General features: G+C 47.7%; 13 protein-coding genes. All 13 read right to left on the minus strand.

All coding sequences use genetic code 11. The features are described 5' to 3' along the window. Positions 1-25: 25 nt before the first annotated feature. Positions 26-3,121, minus strand: a complete 3,096-nt coding sequence (locus G588_RS21685) for an ATP-binding protein (protein WP_022779273.1) — start codon at positions 3,119-3,121, stop codon at positions 26-28. Between the two features lie 13 nt (positions 3,122-3,134). After that, positions 3,135-4,520, minus strand: a complete 1,386-nt coding sequence (locus G588_RS0113540; RefSeq protein WP_022779274.1) for an ABC transporter substrate-binding protein — start codon at positions 4,518-4,520, stop codon at positions 3,135-3,137. 62 nt (positions 4,521-4,582) lie between these two features. Then, complete coding sequence (locus G588_RS0113545) at positions 4,583-5,092, minus strand: flavin reductase family protein (protein ID WP_022779275.1); 510 nt, start codon at positions 5,090-5,092, stop codon at positions 4,583-4,585. Positions 5,093-5,112: 20 nt separating this feature from the next. Continuing rightward, positions 5,113-5,616, minus strand: a complete 504-nt coding sequence (locus tag G588_RS0113550; protein WP_022779276.1) for a GreA/GreB family elongation factor — start codon at positions 5,614-5,616, stop codon at positions 5,113-5,115. 72 nt (positions 5,617-5,688) lie between these two features. Further along, positions 5,689-6,552: a class II fructose-1,6-bisphosphate aldolase gene (fba, locus tag G588_RS0113555; protein ID WP_022779277.1), complete on the minus strand. Its 864-nt coding sequence runs from the start codon at positions 6,550-6,552 to the stop codon at positions 5,689-5,691. 81 nt (positions 6,553-6,633) lie between these two features. Further along, positions 6,634-8,742, minus strand: a complete 2,109-nt coding sequence (locus G588_RS0113560; protein WP_022779278.1) for an alpha-glycosidase — start codon at positions 8,740-8,742, stop codon at positions 6,634-6,636. 239 nt (positions 8,743-8,981) lie between these two features. Then, the gene (gene ftsH, locus G588_RS0113565; protein WP_022779279.1) at positions 8,982-10,841 is read right to left on the minus strand and encodes an ATP-dependent zinc metalloprotease FtsH; all 1,860 of its coding nucleotides are present in this window, start codon (positions 10,839-10,841) and stop codon (positions 8,982-8,984) included. A gap of 18 nt (positions 10,842-10,859) precedes the next feature. After that, the gene (gene hpt / locus G588_RS0113570) at positions 10,860-11,384 is read right to left on the minus strand and encodes a hypoxanthine phosphoribosyltransferase (protein WP_022779280.1); all 525 of its coding nucleotides are present in this window, start codon (positions 11,382-11,384) and stop codon (positions 10,860-10,862) included. Continuing rightward, positions 11,377-12,837, minus strand: a complete 1,461-nt coding sequence (gene tilS, locus G588_RS0113575) for a tRNA lysidine(34) synthetase TilS (RefSeq protein ID WP_022779281.1) — start codon at positions 12,835-12,837, stop codon at positions 11,377-11,379. The genes hpt and tilS overlap by 8 nt, the downstream gene beginning before the upstream one ends. An 88-nt stretch (positions 12,838-12,925) precedes the next feature. After that, positions 12,926-13,237, minus strand: coding sequence for an FtsB family cell division protein (locus tag G588_RS0113580; RefSeq protein ID WP_022779282.1), 312 nt, complete (start codon positions 13,235-13,237; stop codon positions 12,926-12,928). A gap of 71 nt (positions 13,238-13,308) precedes the next feature. Next, positions 13,309-13,548, minus strand: coding sequence for an RNA-binding S4 domain-containing protein (locus tag G588_RS0113585; RefSeq protein WP_022779283.1), 240 nt, complete (start codon positions 13,546-13,548; stop codon positions 13,309-13,311). 57 nt (positions 13,549-13,605) lie between these two features. Continuing rightward, a complete protein-coding gene (locus G588_RS21690; protein ID WP_022779284.1) occupies positions 13,606-15,384 on the minus strand; it encodes a PEGA domain-containing protein in 1,779 nt (592 codons plus the stop codon). A gap of 21 nt (positions 15,385-15,405) precedes the next feature. Beyond that, on the minus strand, positions 15,406-16,764 hold the full coding sequence (locus tag G588_RS0113595) for a CCA tRNA nucleotidyltransferase (RefSeq protein WP_022779285.1): 1,359 nt from the start codon (positions 16,762-16,764) through the stop codon (positions 15,406-15,408). Positions 16,765-16,895 lie beyond the last annotated feature (131 nt).

Here is a 16,895-nt window from a genome sequence, read left to right on the forward strand (position 1 = left end):
ACGGTGCTTATTCAATTCTATCACATCACTTCTTAAATTCCAAAATCGTCTTCTCCACTATGCGGATATCAATGGGCTTGGTGACATGCGCATTCATACCTGCATCGAATGCCTGCTGCACATCGTCAGCGTAGGCATTGGCTGTCATGGCGATAATAGGAATCTTCTGAGACCAGTCTGTACCCAGGGCTCTGATGGCTGCTGCCGCTTCATAGCCGTTCATCACAGGCATCTGAATATCCATAAGGATCATGTCATAGTCTCCCTCATGGGCATTCTTAAACATCTCAACAACTTCCTGTCCGTTGACACCTCTTGTGACCGTAGCCCCTTCCATATCCATCAGCTCTATGAGGATATCGGCGTTGATATCGTTGTCCTCTGCCGCCAGAAACTTCATACCATCCAGTGGATTGGTGTTCTCAGCTGCCTTGGCCTCTGCATCGGCTCTTCCCTGTGCCATCTCATCAAAGGCCTGCTTGAACATGTATTCCAGAATCGGCTTCTGAAGCACCTTGGTGGCGCCGGCCTCTATAAGAGGCTTTTCTACTTCGGATTTGTTGATGACAGCCACAAATATAATTCCCTTTCGGCCCTGCTCACCGGTCCTTATGGCCTTGATCAGATCCGTAATCGGCATATCTTCTATGTCGTCATCGATTATGATGAAATCCAAATGCCTTCCCGTCTTTTCGAACTCTTCAATATAGCGCAGAGCTTCACCTGCACTGGTAGCCACATCGCCCTCAAGCTCTGCAGCCTTCATCCTTTCTCTGAAAAATACGTTCTCTTCGATATTGCCATTCACTCCAAGGAAGTACTTTATTCCGTTGTCCTTCCAATATATCTCATTCTCTCCCGCCAGTTGCAGCCTTAGGTTCACGGTAAAGGTGGATCCCTTTCCTTCCTCCGAATCCACTCTGATGGTTCCGCCCATGAGTTCAACCAGACTCTTGGTTATAGCCATACCAAGGCCCGTTCCCTGAATAGTCTTGGTGGCTCCCTTTTCCTCTCTTGAAAAGGCATCAAAGATCTTGTCCTTGTACTCCGGCTTCATTCCTATACCGTTGTCGGATATAATAAACCGAACATTGTTAAAGCCCTCGGAAGAGGTGGTGCTCTCCTCAATCGTAAACTCTATCCTGCCACCTTCCTGAGTATACTTAACGGCATTGCCAAGGATATTCACCAGAATCTCATTTATCCTCTGCTTATCACCCATGAACCTGTCATGAAGAAGCCCGTTGCCATTAATGATATAATCCTGATTCTTGGATTTGGCCTGCATTCCGATGACGGTATTAACCTCCTCAAGGAGCTGCCCCATCCTCATTTCCTGTATATCAAGCGTCGTCTTACCGCTCTCGATCTTACTCATATCAAGAACATCATTTAACAGTCCCAGAAGATTATGGGACGCAAGACTGATCTTATGAGTATACTCCCTTACCTTCTCAGGATCGTTGCAGTTCTTGTCTATCAGAAGATTAAAGCCCGTAATGGCATTCATAGGAGTCCTGAAGTCATGGGACATATTTGCCAAAAAGCTTGTCTTGGCCTTATTAGCTGTCTCGGCTGCCTGAAGCGCCTCCTGCAGCTGGTGATTTCTCCTGAATTCCTGAGTTCTGTCATAAAGAGCGATAGCAAGCCTCTTACCGCCGTCGTCAATGGTGCTGACGATAACGCCTCTGTAATACAGATGCTCATTGGTCTGCTTGTGCTCGAACTTAAGCTCATCCATAACGATGATCTCGCCGGTTCGCATGCTCTCCTGAATCTTGTCAGAGATCTTCACATTTTCCTTGAACCTCTCGTCCTCAAGCTGAATCTGCGACAGGACTCTGATATCCTCTTTTACCTTATCCAGCGGGATTCCCAGTGTAGCCTCAACATTGGCCGTAACAAAGTCCGGCGCATAGCTCTCTGTGTTCAGCACCGCCAAAACGTCATTATTTCTCTCAACCACGAAGTCGAAGAGCCACTCTCTGTAATGAATATCACTCTCCTTGAGCTTAAGGTCCTCCTCATTCCTTCTGTTGATCTCGTCCATCATTTCCTTTAGCTTGCTGGTCATGCTGTTCATGGAATCCGCAAGCTGGCTTATCTCATCTTCATAGGCATCGCTGTAGGACACCTCGAAATTGCCGTGCTTTACCTCATTTGCCAGCTTATTAAGCCCCGTAACACGCCTGCTTAAGTTACTTGCGAAAATGCTGGCAAAGCTGTAAGACAACAGGAACATGATCAGTGCTATCACTATCACCGTCCTCAGCATTCCAAAAACGTCAGTGGTAATGTCACTTCTGTCAATATAGTAATAAACAGTCCAGCCATTTGAGATCGTCTCAGAGGGCAAAAGAAAATATTTCTGAGTATAGCTGAACTTCTCAGCATTCTGCTCTGTGGTTCCCGCTGTGATATTCTCAAGAACCCCCTTATCAACTGCCTCGCTGCCCGTGGCCTTATGGATGATTATCTCATCATTATCGTTAAGCACATAGATACCGTTGGACAGATAGCTGGCCTGGTTCAGGATAGAGAAAAACTGATCCGTGTCTATCTTTAAGGTGATCATTCCGATAACCTGCGAAGATGTAGCCACATCAAGAAGAGTCTTGATGACATAAACGCCGCCCTCGCCGTCCACAACCCACATGGCTGAGTACTCTTTTTTACACTCTTCGTACCACGCAAGTTCCTGCGCTGTCTCAGGAATGCTGGTAAAATCACCTATATGATCCTGCTGTAGAAGCGTCGAATAGATATGAATATCAGAAATATTAGTATCGCTACTTAAGTAATACCAGATAAGAGGCTCAATCCTGTCATTAAGGGACTCCGTCAGGGCATATGGATCACGATCCACATGCTGCAGCACCTTTCTGAAATCCGTCTCATAGGAAAAGAACTTAATGACATCATTCTCATTCTTGATATTGTTCTCAATACCATAGGCTATAACATCCACATTTCCCTGCATTGCTATCTTAGTCTGCGCTATGAGATTATTGCGCGCCACAATGTACGCATACACGCCCAGCACCACAATAGGTACCACGATCAGTATCGCGAATGTTATCCTCAGCTGAAATTTTATGCTCTTTCTGTTATTCCCGTTCATATAAGCCCCTCTATTACCACTCTTCTTCTCGGATTAACTGCGCCTCTTGGTCCATATCCTGTAATGCAGTGGCCAGGTCCTTTTTATCCAGCACCACCTGTTGAAGCTCTCGTCCAAAGGTCTGATACAATTCTCTGCTATGGGGGCCCCAGCTGTAATAAGGCGCCACCAGTCTGTTTTCCTCCAGAATATCCCTGATCGGGTCAAAGCTGTCAGGATTGCTGAACTTAACGTTGGCCAGATAGGTCTGACTTCCCACTCTGTCCCTCCACAGAGCCTCCTGCCCCTCTGTCGTTGCGAGGCTTGCCACAAACGCCTTAGCCTCCTCCACGTGCTTGCCATAGCTGTTTACTGCAAAGCCGCACTCATTCCCGCCTATCATTGCCGATTCTTTATTCCTCTTATCCATAATGACGAAGATTCCCACCTCCATTTCGGGGTTGGTTTCCATCACCTGAGCGTAATCAGCCGGCTCTCCCACCATCATTGCCGCCTTGCCGGTGGCAAATTCCTCTATCGCTGCTCTTTTATCAAGAAGGAACATCTCCGGAACCAGAATCTCATGCTCCAGGAGCACTTCCCACAGGCTAAGGTCCGCATACAGCTCCTTGTAAAAAGATGCCTTGCCAAACTGCAGCCTGTCTCCAAAGGTTTTGCCATATATAGTAGTGAAATATCCGGCATTGGGGAAAATAATCGCACTGTTGGCCAGAAGTCTCTCATCCTTAAAACCGGCAGCAAGAGGCTTCATATTTTTCTCCAGCCTGAAATAATCGCAGAGCTCTATGTACTCCATGTAATCAGCAGGTTCTTTTTTCCATTCTTCCTCGAACAGCTTCTTGTTGTAGAAAAAGCACTCGTAGTTACAGGTATTGGGTACGGCGTAAACCTTACCGTCATATGTGAAGGCTTCTTTTCCTTCCTCGGAAAAAGCTGCGGTTATATCCGATACATTCATGATATTACCGCTCTTTGCATGCTTTCTGGCCATTGGCGGATCGATGCACACAATGTCGGGCGCAGCTTTACAGGCCAGCTGATCATCCATCAGGGCCTCATAATTGTTTTTTTCAAGATATAAAAAGTGAAAGGAATACTCCGGAAATTCTTCAGATAAATAGTTTTTCAGATTGGTAAGATAGCTCTCCTGGTACCAGGATGCTATGCGAATTGTGATCTTCTCACCGCCGATATCGGTACTTTCGTCGGCAGTGGGTTTTCCGATAGTCTGCTCACGGGAGGTTGTATCCGAAGCAGCCTCCTGCAATGCTTCTGATGATGCATTTGGCGTACTTTCAGCAGGGTTCGCCGCCTGTCCGCAACCATTCAGCGCCCCTGCTGCTACCGCCAAGGTAGTAATCATTCCGACAAAGATATTTTTGATTCTGCTGATTTTCATAGATACCTCAACTTATCAGTCTTATATCTTCATCCCCATGTTCATATGTAAAACAAAACCGCTTATCTTAACAGGATCTTCAATAGCTCTCCCGCATAGAGGATGTGGTACTCACCCTCATCCTTATAAAACTTTTCGGCAAGGCCTTCCTCCATAAAGCCTTCCTTCTCAAGCTCCTGCCTGAAAACAGTCTTGCAGATAAGGACCTCCCCCGCTTCTTCTACATAAGGGATGCCCTCATAATAACCGATATTCATGCGCGCACCGGCCACCTTATCCTCGTCCCTTCCGGACACAAGACTAAGGTACTTCAGCGCTCCTCTGAACTCCTGCTGGTCAACAAAGCTTACGGAGAACTCTCCCGTTGTATCCAGCAGTTCCCTTGTATATCTGCTCTTTCTGACAAAGATAAAAACAAGGCGCTTGTCCCACAGATATCCTACGCCGCCCCAGGCAGCCGCAGTGATGTTAACCTTCTTGCCATCTGTACTGGTGATAATGATCTTATCGCCCACAAAGGTATATGGTCCATCTTCAATATCCGAAGGGTCAACAGGCTGAAAAACGCGCATAAAACCTCCATTTCCCGAGATCAGAAGTCTCTTATCACATCATCATCCGTGAGACCCGTGTTCTCAATTTTGGTAATAATAATATCGTAATTGAAATCATTGCTTACTACAATATTAACACGGTCACCTACTTTATGTCCAAGTAATTGTTTGCCAAGAGGAGATTCTACACTGATAAGCCCCTTAAGAGAGTTCTGTCTCATGGTTGTGACAATCTTGTAGGTCTCTTCGGTGTCGTCCTCCACGATCTTGACCGTAACAGACTTGTTCATGCCAACTTCGTCCTCACCGGCCTTATCGTCAATTACTTTTGCGGTCTTGATCATTCTCTCCAGGAATCTGATTCTGCTTTCATTCTGGTTCTTGGCCTTTTTAGCCGCATAGTACTCGAAATTCTCGGACAGATCCCCCTGAGCCCTTGCTTCCTTTACATGCTCAAGGAGCTCCTTACGAACCACGCATTTGCGGTGTTCGATCTCTGCCTCCATATCCTCAATGTCTTTTCTTGTAAGTTCGTTATGCATAGTTTACTCCTAAAAAAGACGGGGTCCGAACCCGGGCCCCGTCTCCTAATTTTTTCGAATGTAAATCTTCTATCAAGCCTTGCCAACTGATCCGAAGAGTTCCATCTTCTCCTTAACTGTAGCCTTGATAGCTTCAGCGCCGGGAGCAAGAAGCTTACGAGGATCAAATCCCTTGCCCTCGAGGTCCTTGCCTGCCTCAACGTATTTACGTGTAGCTTCTGCGAATGAAAGCTGGCACTCTGTGTTAACGTTGATCTTGGATACGCCAAGTGTGATTGCCTTCTTGATCATATCTGCAGGAATTCCTGTGCCGCCGTGAAGAACGAGAGGCATAACGCCTGTCTTCTGCTGGATAGCATCAAGAACGTCGAAACGAAGTCCCGGCCATCCCTCAGGATACTTGCCGTGGATGTTACCGATACCTGCTGCAAGCATGTCTACGCCGAGATCAGCGATTCTCTTGCACTCATCGGGATCAGCACACTCGCCCATTCCTACAACGCCGTCTTCCTCGCCGCCGATGGAACCAACCTCAGCCTCGATTGAAAGGCCAAGCTGATGAGATACGTTAACAAGCTCAGATGTCTTGGCAACGTTCTCCTCGATGTCATAATGTGAACCGTCGAACATGATGGATGTGAAACCTGCCTTGATGCACTTGTAACATCCGTCATATGTACCATGATCAAGGTGAAGAGCTACAGGAACTGTGATTCCAAGGCTCTTGTCCATAGCCTTAACCATTGCTGCTACTGTCTCAAAACCTGTCATATATTTGCCTGCGCCTTCGGAAACACCGAGGATAACAGGGGACTTAAGCTCTTCTGCTGTTAAGAGAATTGACTTTGTCCACTCCAGGTTGTTGATGTTGAACTGGCCTACTGCATAGTGGCCCTCTTTTGCTTTTACAAGCATGTCTTTTGCGGATACTAACATTTGTTTCTCTCCCTTACTTGTGTTTTTGATGGTTATAGTTATATTTCATTATATACTTGTAGTTCAGAAAAATAAACAAATTTAGTGTATTTCATTGCCTCCGAAATCAAGTTCGTTCTCAGCCCAGAATTCATCACTGGATACAGCCTCGAAACTGTTGTAACGAAGGATGGCTGCGCCTCTTGCGGGAAGTGTCAGTGTAAGAACTCCCTCCACCACAGAAAATGTTGTGTTAGTGGTGTAATATCCCGCATTATCGGTCTTCATAAGAACTGACAGCTTGGCGTTCCTCGGAATTCCAAGGGGCCATACTTCGATCTCCTTGGTCTCCATGAAATCGTTGTTGTTGATAGCCACAACCGTTGCCGCAGTCCTGTTGAATCTTCCGTAGGCAATAAAGTTATAATCTGCAAGAAGCTCTCTCACAGAGCCCGTCTTAAGCTCAGGGCAGGTCTTGTGAATGTTTATTATCTCCTTATGGAAATCAATGAGGGCCTTGTCCTCATGGCCCCAGGGATATGTTCTTCTGTTATCGGGGTCGGTGAAGCCGCATACACCAGCCTCGTCGCCGTAGTAAATAGTGGGCGCTCCCGGCCAGGTCATCTGCATAACAACAGCTTCTCTCAGCACCGACTTCTTGATGCCTGTATTGGCTGAGGCTGCCATAAGAGTCTCCGTCCTTCCCACCTTCTGGCTGGTCCTTGTAAGGAATCTGGAATGGTCATGGTTGGACAGCTCATTCATAGCGCAGTACAGAGAAGAGGTTGTGAAGTTCTCACCTCCGGCATACAGCAGTGTGTCAAAAAACTGTCTCGCATTACCCACTCTGTAGGGCTGGAATTCATCACTGTGCTTCTCCATTCCTGTAAGGAACCAGCTGACAGGTTCCATAAAGGCGTCATAGTTCATGACAGTATCCCACTGATCACCCATGAGCCAGTCCTTGGCAGGTCCGTAGTGCTCTGCAAGGATCAGTGCCTCAGGATTGGCACTTAATACCTCCTGTCTGAATCGTCTCCAGAAATGATGGTTGTATTCCGCAGAATGTCCCAAATCCGCTGCGACGTCGAGTCTCCAGCCGTCTGCGTTAAATGGCGGTGACACCCATTTTCTTCCAATCTCAAGAATGTACTCCTCCAGGTCGGAGGAGCCCTCATAATTAAGCTTGGGCAGGGTATCATAGCCCCACCATCCGTCGTAATTTCCGTTGTAAGGCCAGTTGCCTCCGTTAAAGGCAAAATAGTCATGATAGGGGCTGTCCTTTGCTACAAAGGCACCCTTTTCGTACTCACCGGACTTTTCGTAGATTCTCTCTCTGTCCAGCCACTTGTTAAAGGAACCGCAGTGATTAAAGACACCGTCAAGGATTACCCTGATGCCTCTTTTGTGAGCCTCTTTGACCACCTCTGCAAAGAGCATATCGCTCTCGGTGAGATTGGTCTTATCCGTCACTCTGCTGATGTATTTGCTGGCCTGGCTGTTGTCGTACTGACCCTCCGCAAGAACCTTACCGGTATCCTTCACGATCCTGCCAAAGTGGGGATCGATGTGGTCGTAGTCCTGAATATCGTATTTATGGGATGAAGGGGATACGAACAAGGGGTTAAAATAGATAACCTCAATGCCCAGGTCCCTGAGATAATCAAGCTTATCAAGAACTCCCTGAAGATCTCCCCCGTAGAAATTGCAAAAATCAAAGCTGGTGGCAGGATATGCATCCCAGTCCGCGATATGATGGCTGTAGCCGCCGTTGTAGGCATACTCCCTGTCCACCACGTCATTGGAAGGATCTCCGTTACAGAACCTGTCCACAAATATCTGGTACATTACAGCGCCCTTGGCCCAGTTAGGGGTTGCGAAATCAGGAAGAACCCTGAACTTCATGCTCTCCATGGGCTCATTGCAACACCCTCTTTTATCGTAGGCAAAAAAGCTTCCGTCCTTGCCTCTGATCTCAAAATAATAGGTAAAAGGTCCTGTTCCGGTCTTGGCTCTGGTCTCGAAGTAATCAAATTCCCCCTCAGTTTCCGACAGCTTAAGGGGATGTCTTTCGTTATTCCAGATAAGCTCTATACTCTCAGCCTCGCCGCTTCCGCATCTGAAGCGCACCAGTGTAACTCTGTTTGAATCCGGTTCCGCAGGTCTTAAGTAGTCCAGCGTCATGTCGTGGAAAAAAGCTTTAGTGTTCATAAAATCCTCTGTACCCCAATTTTTTCGTATAAAGCAAAAAAGACAGCGGCAAGCTGTCTTTTTAGAGAAGGTATTTCTTTCTTATGGGGTATAGCAAAAAACTATATAATGTATTGGGGGGTTACGCATATTATACTAACACCCACTTACCCATGAGTAAAGACACATACTTCACAAATTTACTAAAAACAGCTACTCGTTTTTGTGGATTTTTAACAAGACTTAAACGTTTTCGCCCGTCAAATTGCCACTTCAACATCGGTAGTGATAGCATGACCCTCAAAAAGTGCTTCGAACTCTTCCCTTCCGATCTTCTCTTTTGCTATAAGAAGTTCGGAGCTGGCATGAAGAATATCCTCATACTGAAGGATGATCTCCTTGGCCTTGGCATAGCACTTGTCAATGATGGTCTTAACCTCCCTGTCTATCTCTCCCGCCATAAGCTCACTGTGCTTCTTGCTGTGAGATATGTCGTAGCCGATAAAAACATCTTCCTCATTTTCATCATAGTTGATCACGCCGATATTATCGGACATGCCGTACTTGGTAACCATGTTTCTGGCTTCCTGTGTGGCCTTCCTGATGTCACTGGAAGCGCCGGTGGTAATGTCTCCGAATATGATCTCCTCTGCAATACGCCCCCCGAGAGAAACCATAATATCCTGGAGCATTCTCCTTTTGGTAATGAACATCTCATCCTTCTCCGGAAGAGGCATTGTGTAACCTGCTGCCCCAAGGCCTGTAGGGATGATAGATATGGTATGAACAGGTCCCACATCGGGAAGAACATGGAAGAGGATCGCATGTCCCGTCTCGTGGTAGGCAGTGATCTTCTTCTCCTCATCGGAGATGATCCTGCTGTGCTTCTCTGTTCCTATTCCAACCTGTATAAAAGCTTTGTTGATATCGTTCTGTGTAATGAATTTCCTGTCTCCGATGGCTGCATTGATGGCCGATTCGTTCAGGAGGTTCTCAAGATCTGCTCCGGTAAATCCGGCAGTAGTCTGAGCAACCTGTTTAAGGTCAACATCCTCTGCAAGAGGCTTGTTCCTTGCGTGAACCTTGAGGATCTCTTCTCTTCCGCCAATATCCGGTCTTGAAACGGTAATCTTTCTGTCAAAACGTCCGGGACGAAGAATTGCGGGATCGAGAATATCCACTCTGTTGGTGGCTGCCATGACGATGATTCCCTCATTTACGCCAAAGCCGTCCATCTCAACAAGCATCTGGTTCAGGGTCTGCTCCCTCTCGTCGTGTCCGCCGCCCATTCCGGTTCCTCTCCTTCTGGCAACGGCGTCGATCTCATCGATAAACACGATACAGGGTGCATTCTTCTTGGCATCGGCAAAAAGGTCTCTTACTCTTGAAGCACCTACGCCCACGAACATCTCTACGAAATCGGAGCCGGAGATGCTAAAGAAGGGAACTCCCGCTTCACCGGCAACTGCCCTTGCAAGCAGTGTCTTACCTGTTCCGGGAGCGCCTTCCATCAGAACTCCCTTGGGAATTCTTGCTCCCACCTGGGTAAATTTGCCGGGGTCCTTCAGGAATTCAATTATCTCCGCAAGTTGTTCCTTCTCTTCCTTAAGACCTGCCACGTCATTTAGCTTGACCTTGTTCTCCTCACCGGTGGACATCTTGGCTCTGCTCTTGCCGAAGTTCATCATCTTGCTGTTGCCGGAATTGCCCGCCTGTATATTGGTCATCAGATTAAATATGAAGACCATCAGCACAAGTCCCACTATTATGGGAATTATGCCGTTAATCAGTACGTTCTCTGTAGGTATGTCCTTAACTTCAACGGTGACATTGTTGCTTGTCAGGAACTCCTCCAGCGATACCACATCTGTGGTATAAAAGGTCACATCATCTTTTCCCTCGGTGAAGCTGACTTTCACAGAGCCTGTAGGCGTCTCAGCATTTGGCATGATCACAACATATTTGACTCTCCCTGCTGTGACATCACTCTCCAATAAGGCTCTGGAATATGTGGTACTGCCTCCTGCCATAAGACTTGAGCCATATTCCAGTATTACCACAAATACCAGCATGATCAGTGCAAAAATAAAGATGGGACTAAAATTTCTTGAACGATTCAACTTCTTTCCCCCCAAAGTTTAATTGAATTCGACTACTCCTATATATGGAAGATTTCTGTATCTCTGGTCATAATCAAGACCATAACCCACAACGAATTCATCAGGTATCTCAAAACCTGTGTAGTCTACCTTAACGTCAGTAACTCTTCTCTCAGGCTTATCAAGCATTGTGCAGAGCTTGATGCTTGCAGGTCCTCTGTCTCCCAGCATCTTGATAAGGTATGACAGTGTTCTTCCTGAGTCTACGATATCCTCAACTATAATAACATCCCTGTCCTTCAAAGGCTCGTCAAGGTCCTTAACGATCTTGACCACTCCGCTGGATTTGGTTGAGCTGCCGTAGCTTGATGCGGACATGAAGTCCATTGTTACAGGAACAGTGATTCTCTTGGCAAGCTCGCACATAAAGAATACACCACCCTTAAGTACGCATACGAGATGAACTGTCTTACCTGCATAATCTCTGCTGATCATCTCTCCAAGTTCACTGATTCTCTTGTCAACCTCTTCCTCTGTAAGTAGAATTCGAACTGATTCAGCCATTGTTATTTCCTCCATTGATTATATTTATAGCCAAAATTCTTTTGGTTTTTGAGCTGACCTTGTATTTGCTGCCATAGCGGTAACCCGGAACCCAGATGATGCTGTTTCCCTCCGCCAGGATCGGCAAACTGTCTCTCACAACTGCCGGAATCTTCTCATCCGTCATGTATTTGGACAATTTCTTACTGTAAAAAGCATCGCCTTTATCGAGAATTATCTCATCCTCAGGCTCTCTTGTCCTAAAGACAGCTGTTTGTATTCTATCATAATCAAACCACTTCGTATATGAAGCAGTAGGATATGGTGTCTTGCCATTGTACTCTAAAATTTCAATTTCCGCTACACCCAATCCCGGCAAATTTATGTTAATTTTTTGACTATTTTTATCTTTTAAAAGCGATAGCACGTCAAAACGGGTTTCCACGGATGTTTCACTTTTTTCGCGCTTCCCGGTATTTTGAACAAACATCCTGAATTCATTATAGTTTCTTTCTGCCAGAATGTCATAGGGAAGATTCAAACACCCTCCTCCGTCTGTTGTATCCGTAAGCTCAAGAACCGCTTCCACATGGGCTCTTGTAATGTCCTTCCTGGCAGTGACCAGCGCTTCAAAGCACATAAGTATCAGGTACTCTCTGATGATACCGGGCTGAAGGCCAAACTCTGTCACATTAAATGACACCTCTTTTCCCCCCGTAATGGTAACGATTCGTGAAAAAAGCTCGCTTGCCTGCCCTCTGATATACTCATCTGCCCTGGCAAAATCCGTAGCCGCACGGGATAAATGCTCCGCGCCCTCATCATTGATATTTTTTATCAGATATGGCATCACCTCATTGCGGATTTTGTTTCTGGTGTGAATGCTCTCGGCATTGGTACTGTCGGTGCAGTAACTTATGCCCTTTTCCTGAAGATATTCCTCAATCTCTCTTCTGGTGACGCACAGTAGCGGCCTTATCACGTTGTCGCGAACGGGTCTTATGGCGCCGGCTCCTCTTAGACCCGAGCCCCGAAGGAGATTCATCAGCAGAGTCTCCGCCACATCGTCCTCATGGTGAGCAACGGCGATTACTGCCTTTTTCCCTTCTCCGGCAAGGTCTGTTACCGCCTTATTGAAGGCTTCATATCTTACCTTGCGGCCTGCCTCCTCCTCTGTCATGTTCCATTTCTTAGACAGCGATGGAATATCTTCCTGAACCGAGATGAAGCGGATCCCCCGCTCCTTGCAGTAATTCCCGGCAAATACCTCGTCCTCTGCCGCATCCTGCCTGATACCGTGGTTGATATGAACTGCCACGGGCTCTACTCCAAGAAGTCTTCTAAGCTCATACAGAACCGTCATCAGGGCCGTTGAGTCTGCTCCGCCGGAAAAGCCCACCACTACAGCGTCTGCCTGTTCCAGCATCCGCTCTTTCTTTATGAAGTTATAAACTTTGTTCTCAAATCCGTTCATTCTCTTTTGCGGCGGGACGTGCCTCATTCAAAAAACTAAGCGCAGACAGATACGTCCCCGTACATTGTCTGCGCTATGATTTGTAATATCAGTTGCCGGTGTTCTTGAAGATAATCTCACCGGGATAGACTAATCCAAGCTTTTCCTTAGCTGTGTCCTCTATGTATTTACGTGTGTGCGTGTATCTCTCGAACTCGGCGATATCCTCGCTCCTGGCCTGCTCTTCCTCGATCTGCTGCTGAAGAAGTGCTTCCTTCTCCTGAAGTTCATTGGCCTTCTGCTTAAGACCGTATCCCTTGATGGATACTGCAACTACCAGGAAAAGAACTACTGTTGTGGTCAGGATGATGCCTGCCTTATTCTGAAAGCCACGCCTCTTATAACGTGCTCTGCGTGCCATTTTGTACCCCACAATATATAGATTTTCTCATAAAACCTCTAAATACATTGTAATACGCTATATTGACCACGTCAAATATACTTATAAAGATTAGTCACGTCCTCTTTGTGTATTGTCTCCTGAACATCCAGGACTTCCACGCTAACATCCTTGTTGCCAAAGCCGATGGTGATCTTATCTCCCACCTTAACCTCGGCAGAAGCCTTGGCGGGGCGGCCGTTGATGGTGACACGTCCTGCATCGCAGGCTTCGTTGGCCACGGTGCGTCTCTTGATAAGTCTTGTTACCTTTAAATATTTGTCTAATCTCATGTTGCTGTAATTCTCCATTCTGTCTGTAAATATTTGTGCCGGGGCACATTAATAAGGCTATTCGCCGCCGGAAGCGGTGCTTGCTGCATCGTCGGCGCCATCGCTGCCTCCTGCGCCTGTGCCTCCGGAGCCGGCACCCTCCGAGCCGCCGGTATCCTTGGTGCCTCCGTTCGAAGCTTCGCCCCCGGAGTCACCCCCGGAGCCATCGGAGCCGGCGCCCGTGCCGGTGCTCTCGCCCGATGCAGCTTCGCCATAGCCGCTTCTTCCGGTTCCGCTATCGCCGGAGGCTGCGCCTCCCGCATCCTCTGAGGAAGCGGAGCTGGCAGCGCTGCTGCCCTCAGAGGAACCCTCGGAGGAGCCCTCCGAGCTCTTTCCCTCGGACGGATCATCCGTTTTGATCTTCACAAGCTCAGGGAATCTGTAGGTGTCATTCTCTTCCTCGGCATCTATGTTAACCCTGTAGCTCTTGGTCTGATAACCCTCTTTTTTAAGAATGATCTCGTGATTTCCGCACACCTTGTTAAAGCTGGTGGGGATTATCCCGATATAATTGCCGTCCAGATACAGCTCTGCGCCGTAGGGCTCATCCACATATACCTTGTAGCCCTCGATAAGATCTCCGTCCTTTTTCTTTTTCTTCCTGTCGGAGTCATTGGCGCTGACATCCTTAGAGGATGCGCTGCTGGCGGCGCTGGAAGCCTTCTTGGCTGAACTTCCGTTGTCTTTACTCTTTTTCTCCGAAGACTTGTCCGTCTTGGATTTGTACTTGGAAGCATCTTCGGAATCATCCTCGTCGGAACTTGCATCCGAAGCCGCAGCATCTTTTTCCAGTTCTATCTGAATGACCGACTTAGGTGTTCCCACCTTGAGATACTTGGTCTGAGTCTCGTATCCGTCAGCCATTACCTTAAGATTATGATATCCGTACTGAATGGTCACAGGGGTGCCCGTCAGAACCTTTTTGCCATCAACGAAGACCTCTGCCTCCTCAGGCTTGATCTCGAAGGTCACAAGGCCTTCCTTGGGCCTCGATATAACAACATTGCCCGTATCAACCACAGTCTCCTGATTCCTTGAGATACTGACATTCTGCTGATAATTGGCCCCGTTACCCAGGATCTGCAGCTTGTAATCACCCTCCGGCGCACTCAGCAGCATGTTGGGCGAGATCTTGTGAATAACCTCGTTGTCCAGCTCGATCCAGGCTCCCACCAGACTCCTGTCCTCCACCGTATCAGAGGAAAGGCTCACATAGCCGTGACCGCCGGTGACGATGACGCTGTAGACATCTTTGCCGATGCCCCTTGCAGTGATCGTATCCGTTGAAAGAACATCCTCAGGCAGCGCCAGATCTCCGTCTGCCATGACCAGAGTCCTCACATCAAGCTTGTACACATCCTTCTTGATCTTGGCTGTGCCATCACCCCTGGACAGCTCATGATCTCTGGTGTTCTCAATAGTCCAAACCTTGTCAGACATGTTCAGCGTCGTGATCTTCTTGGTGCTCTTAAGGAAAGTCACATCCACCACTTCCCCTATATTAAGAAGCGCCGGAGACAACGGCCCGCCGTATTTATCGTACATCATGCTGGTGTTGTCATAGTTCAAAGTATAGGTTCTTCCCGTGGAATGGTTCCTGAACCTGATGGTCCGCCCCTCCAGGTCAATATCCCTGATGGCCGCTGTATCTGCGGAGTCGTACTTACCAACCAGCGAAATGTTCACTTTCTCACTACTCTGAGCGCTGACAGCCTCGCTGCCTATTCCTGACAAAACAAAGGCAGCCATCAGAATCAAAGCCGTTATCGTCCTTTCGATCTTACCGCTCTTTCTCATAATTACCCCTCATAGTGCAGCTTATGCGTCGCTGCCCGCCTCTTCTGCGGCCTTGGCAAAGCGTTCCAATTCACCCATCAGATACTCTTTTGTATTGTGGGCGGGCTCATCGATGACGTCCGAAAGCATGGCTTCAAGGATGCTTCCCATCTTTTTACCCGGTGCTACCCCCGCCCGGATAAGATCGCCTCCGTTAACCGCAAGACTCTTTAGGTTCACACACTGATCCTTCTGCAAAACATCCCTGTAGACTTCTCCGGTCTTCTCAATGAGAGCCAGATTGTCCTCCCGGGCATATTCGCTCTGGGCCATGGTGTCCGCATATCTTACCTTGAGAAGTAGCTCTACCTCCTCTACTCCGATGCGGTTCATGGCTCGCCTTACATATTTTTCCTCGGCAGGAAACCTGTCGTCGTGGTGAAGCACCAGCTTGCAGACAAGCTCCATGGTATCCCTGTCGAATTTAAGTCTTTTGAAAATATCTCTTGCCATCTTGGCGCCATATTCGGCGTGATGATAAAAATGGCTGATTTCCTTGTCATCTACAGTCGCTGTCTCCGGTTTGCCAAGATCGTGAAGCAGCATTGTGAGCCTCAGCACCTTATCCTCAGGTACATACAGAAGACTCTGGATTATGTGCTCTCCCACGTTGTACATGTGGTGCGGATTGTTCTGCTCCGTGGCCATGCACCTGTCAAACTCAGGAAGTATCACCGCTGTAACACCCATCTCGTAGGCATCTCTGATCCTGTCCGGATGGGGAGAAGTAAGGAGCTTAACCAGCTCAACCTGTATTCTCTCAGCACTGATCTTCTCAAGTGTCGGCGCCAGCTCCCTGATGGCCTGCCTTGTCTTATCCTCAATCGAATAATCCAGCTGCGCAGAGAATCTCACCGCCCTCATGATACGAAGGGCATCCTCGGAAAAACGTTCCATGGGGTCACCGACGCATCTGATAACCCTGCTGTTTAGATCCTCAATTCCGCCAAACCTGTCGATCAGTCCCTCTTCCTCGTTGTAGGCCATGGCGTTGATGGTAAAATCTCGTCTCTTCATGTCCTCAGTGAGGTTCTTGGTAAAAGTGACCTCGCTGGGGTGCCTGCTGTCCTCATATTTACCGTCGATCCTGTAGGTGGTTACCTCATATCCTTCCTTGTCCATCATTACAGTGACGGTTCCGTGCTCAATTCCTGTATCTATTGTTCTTCTGAAAAGCTTCTTGATATCCTCCGGCAGTGCATTGGTGGTGATGTCCCAGTCTCCCGGCTCTCTTCCCAGCAGTGCATCTCTAACACAGCCTCCCACGATGTAGGCCTCGAAACCTGCCTCGTGGATGGTGTCAAGAATCTTTTTCGCATTTTTCGGCATATTAATCTTCATATCTTAATAATATCCTACACCCTTCACCGACGCAACTGTAGCGTTGGTATAGAGTCCGAGCGGAAAGGGGCAGGCGGGGAGGAGGAATTACGAGGAAAAGCGCCGTAAAAATACTTGTTTTCGTGCGCCTC

Origin of the sequence: Butyrivibrio sp. AE3009 (assembly GCF_000420845.1) — a bacterium.
Taxonomy (GTDB): Bacteria; Bacillota; Clostridia; order Lachnospirales; family Lachnospiraceae; genus Butyrivibrio.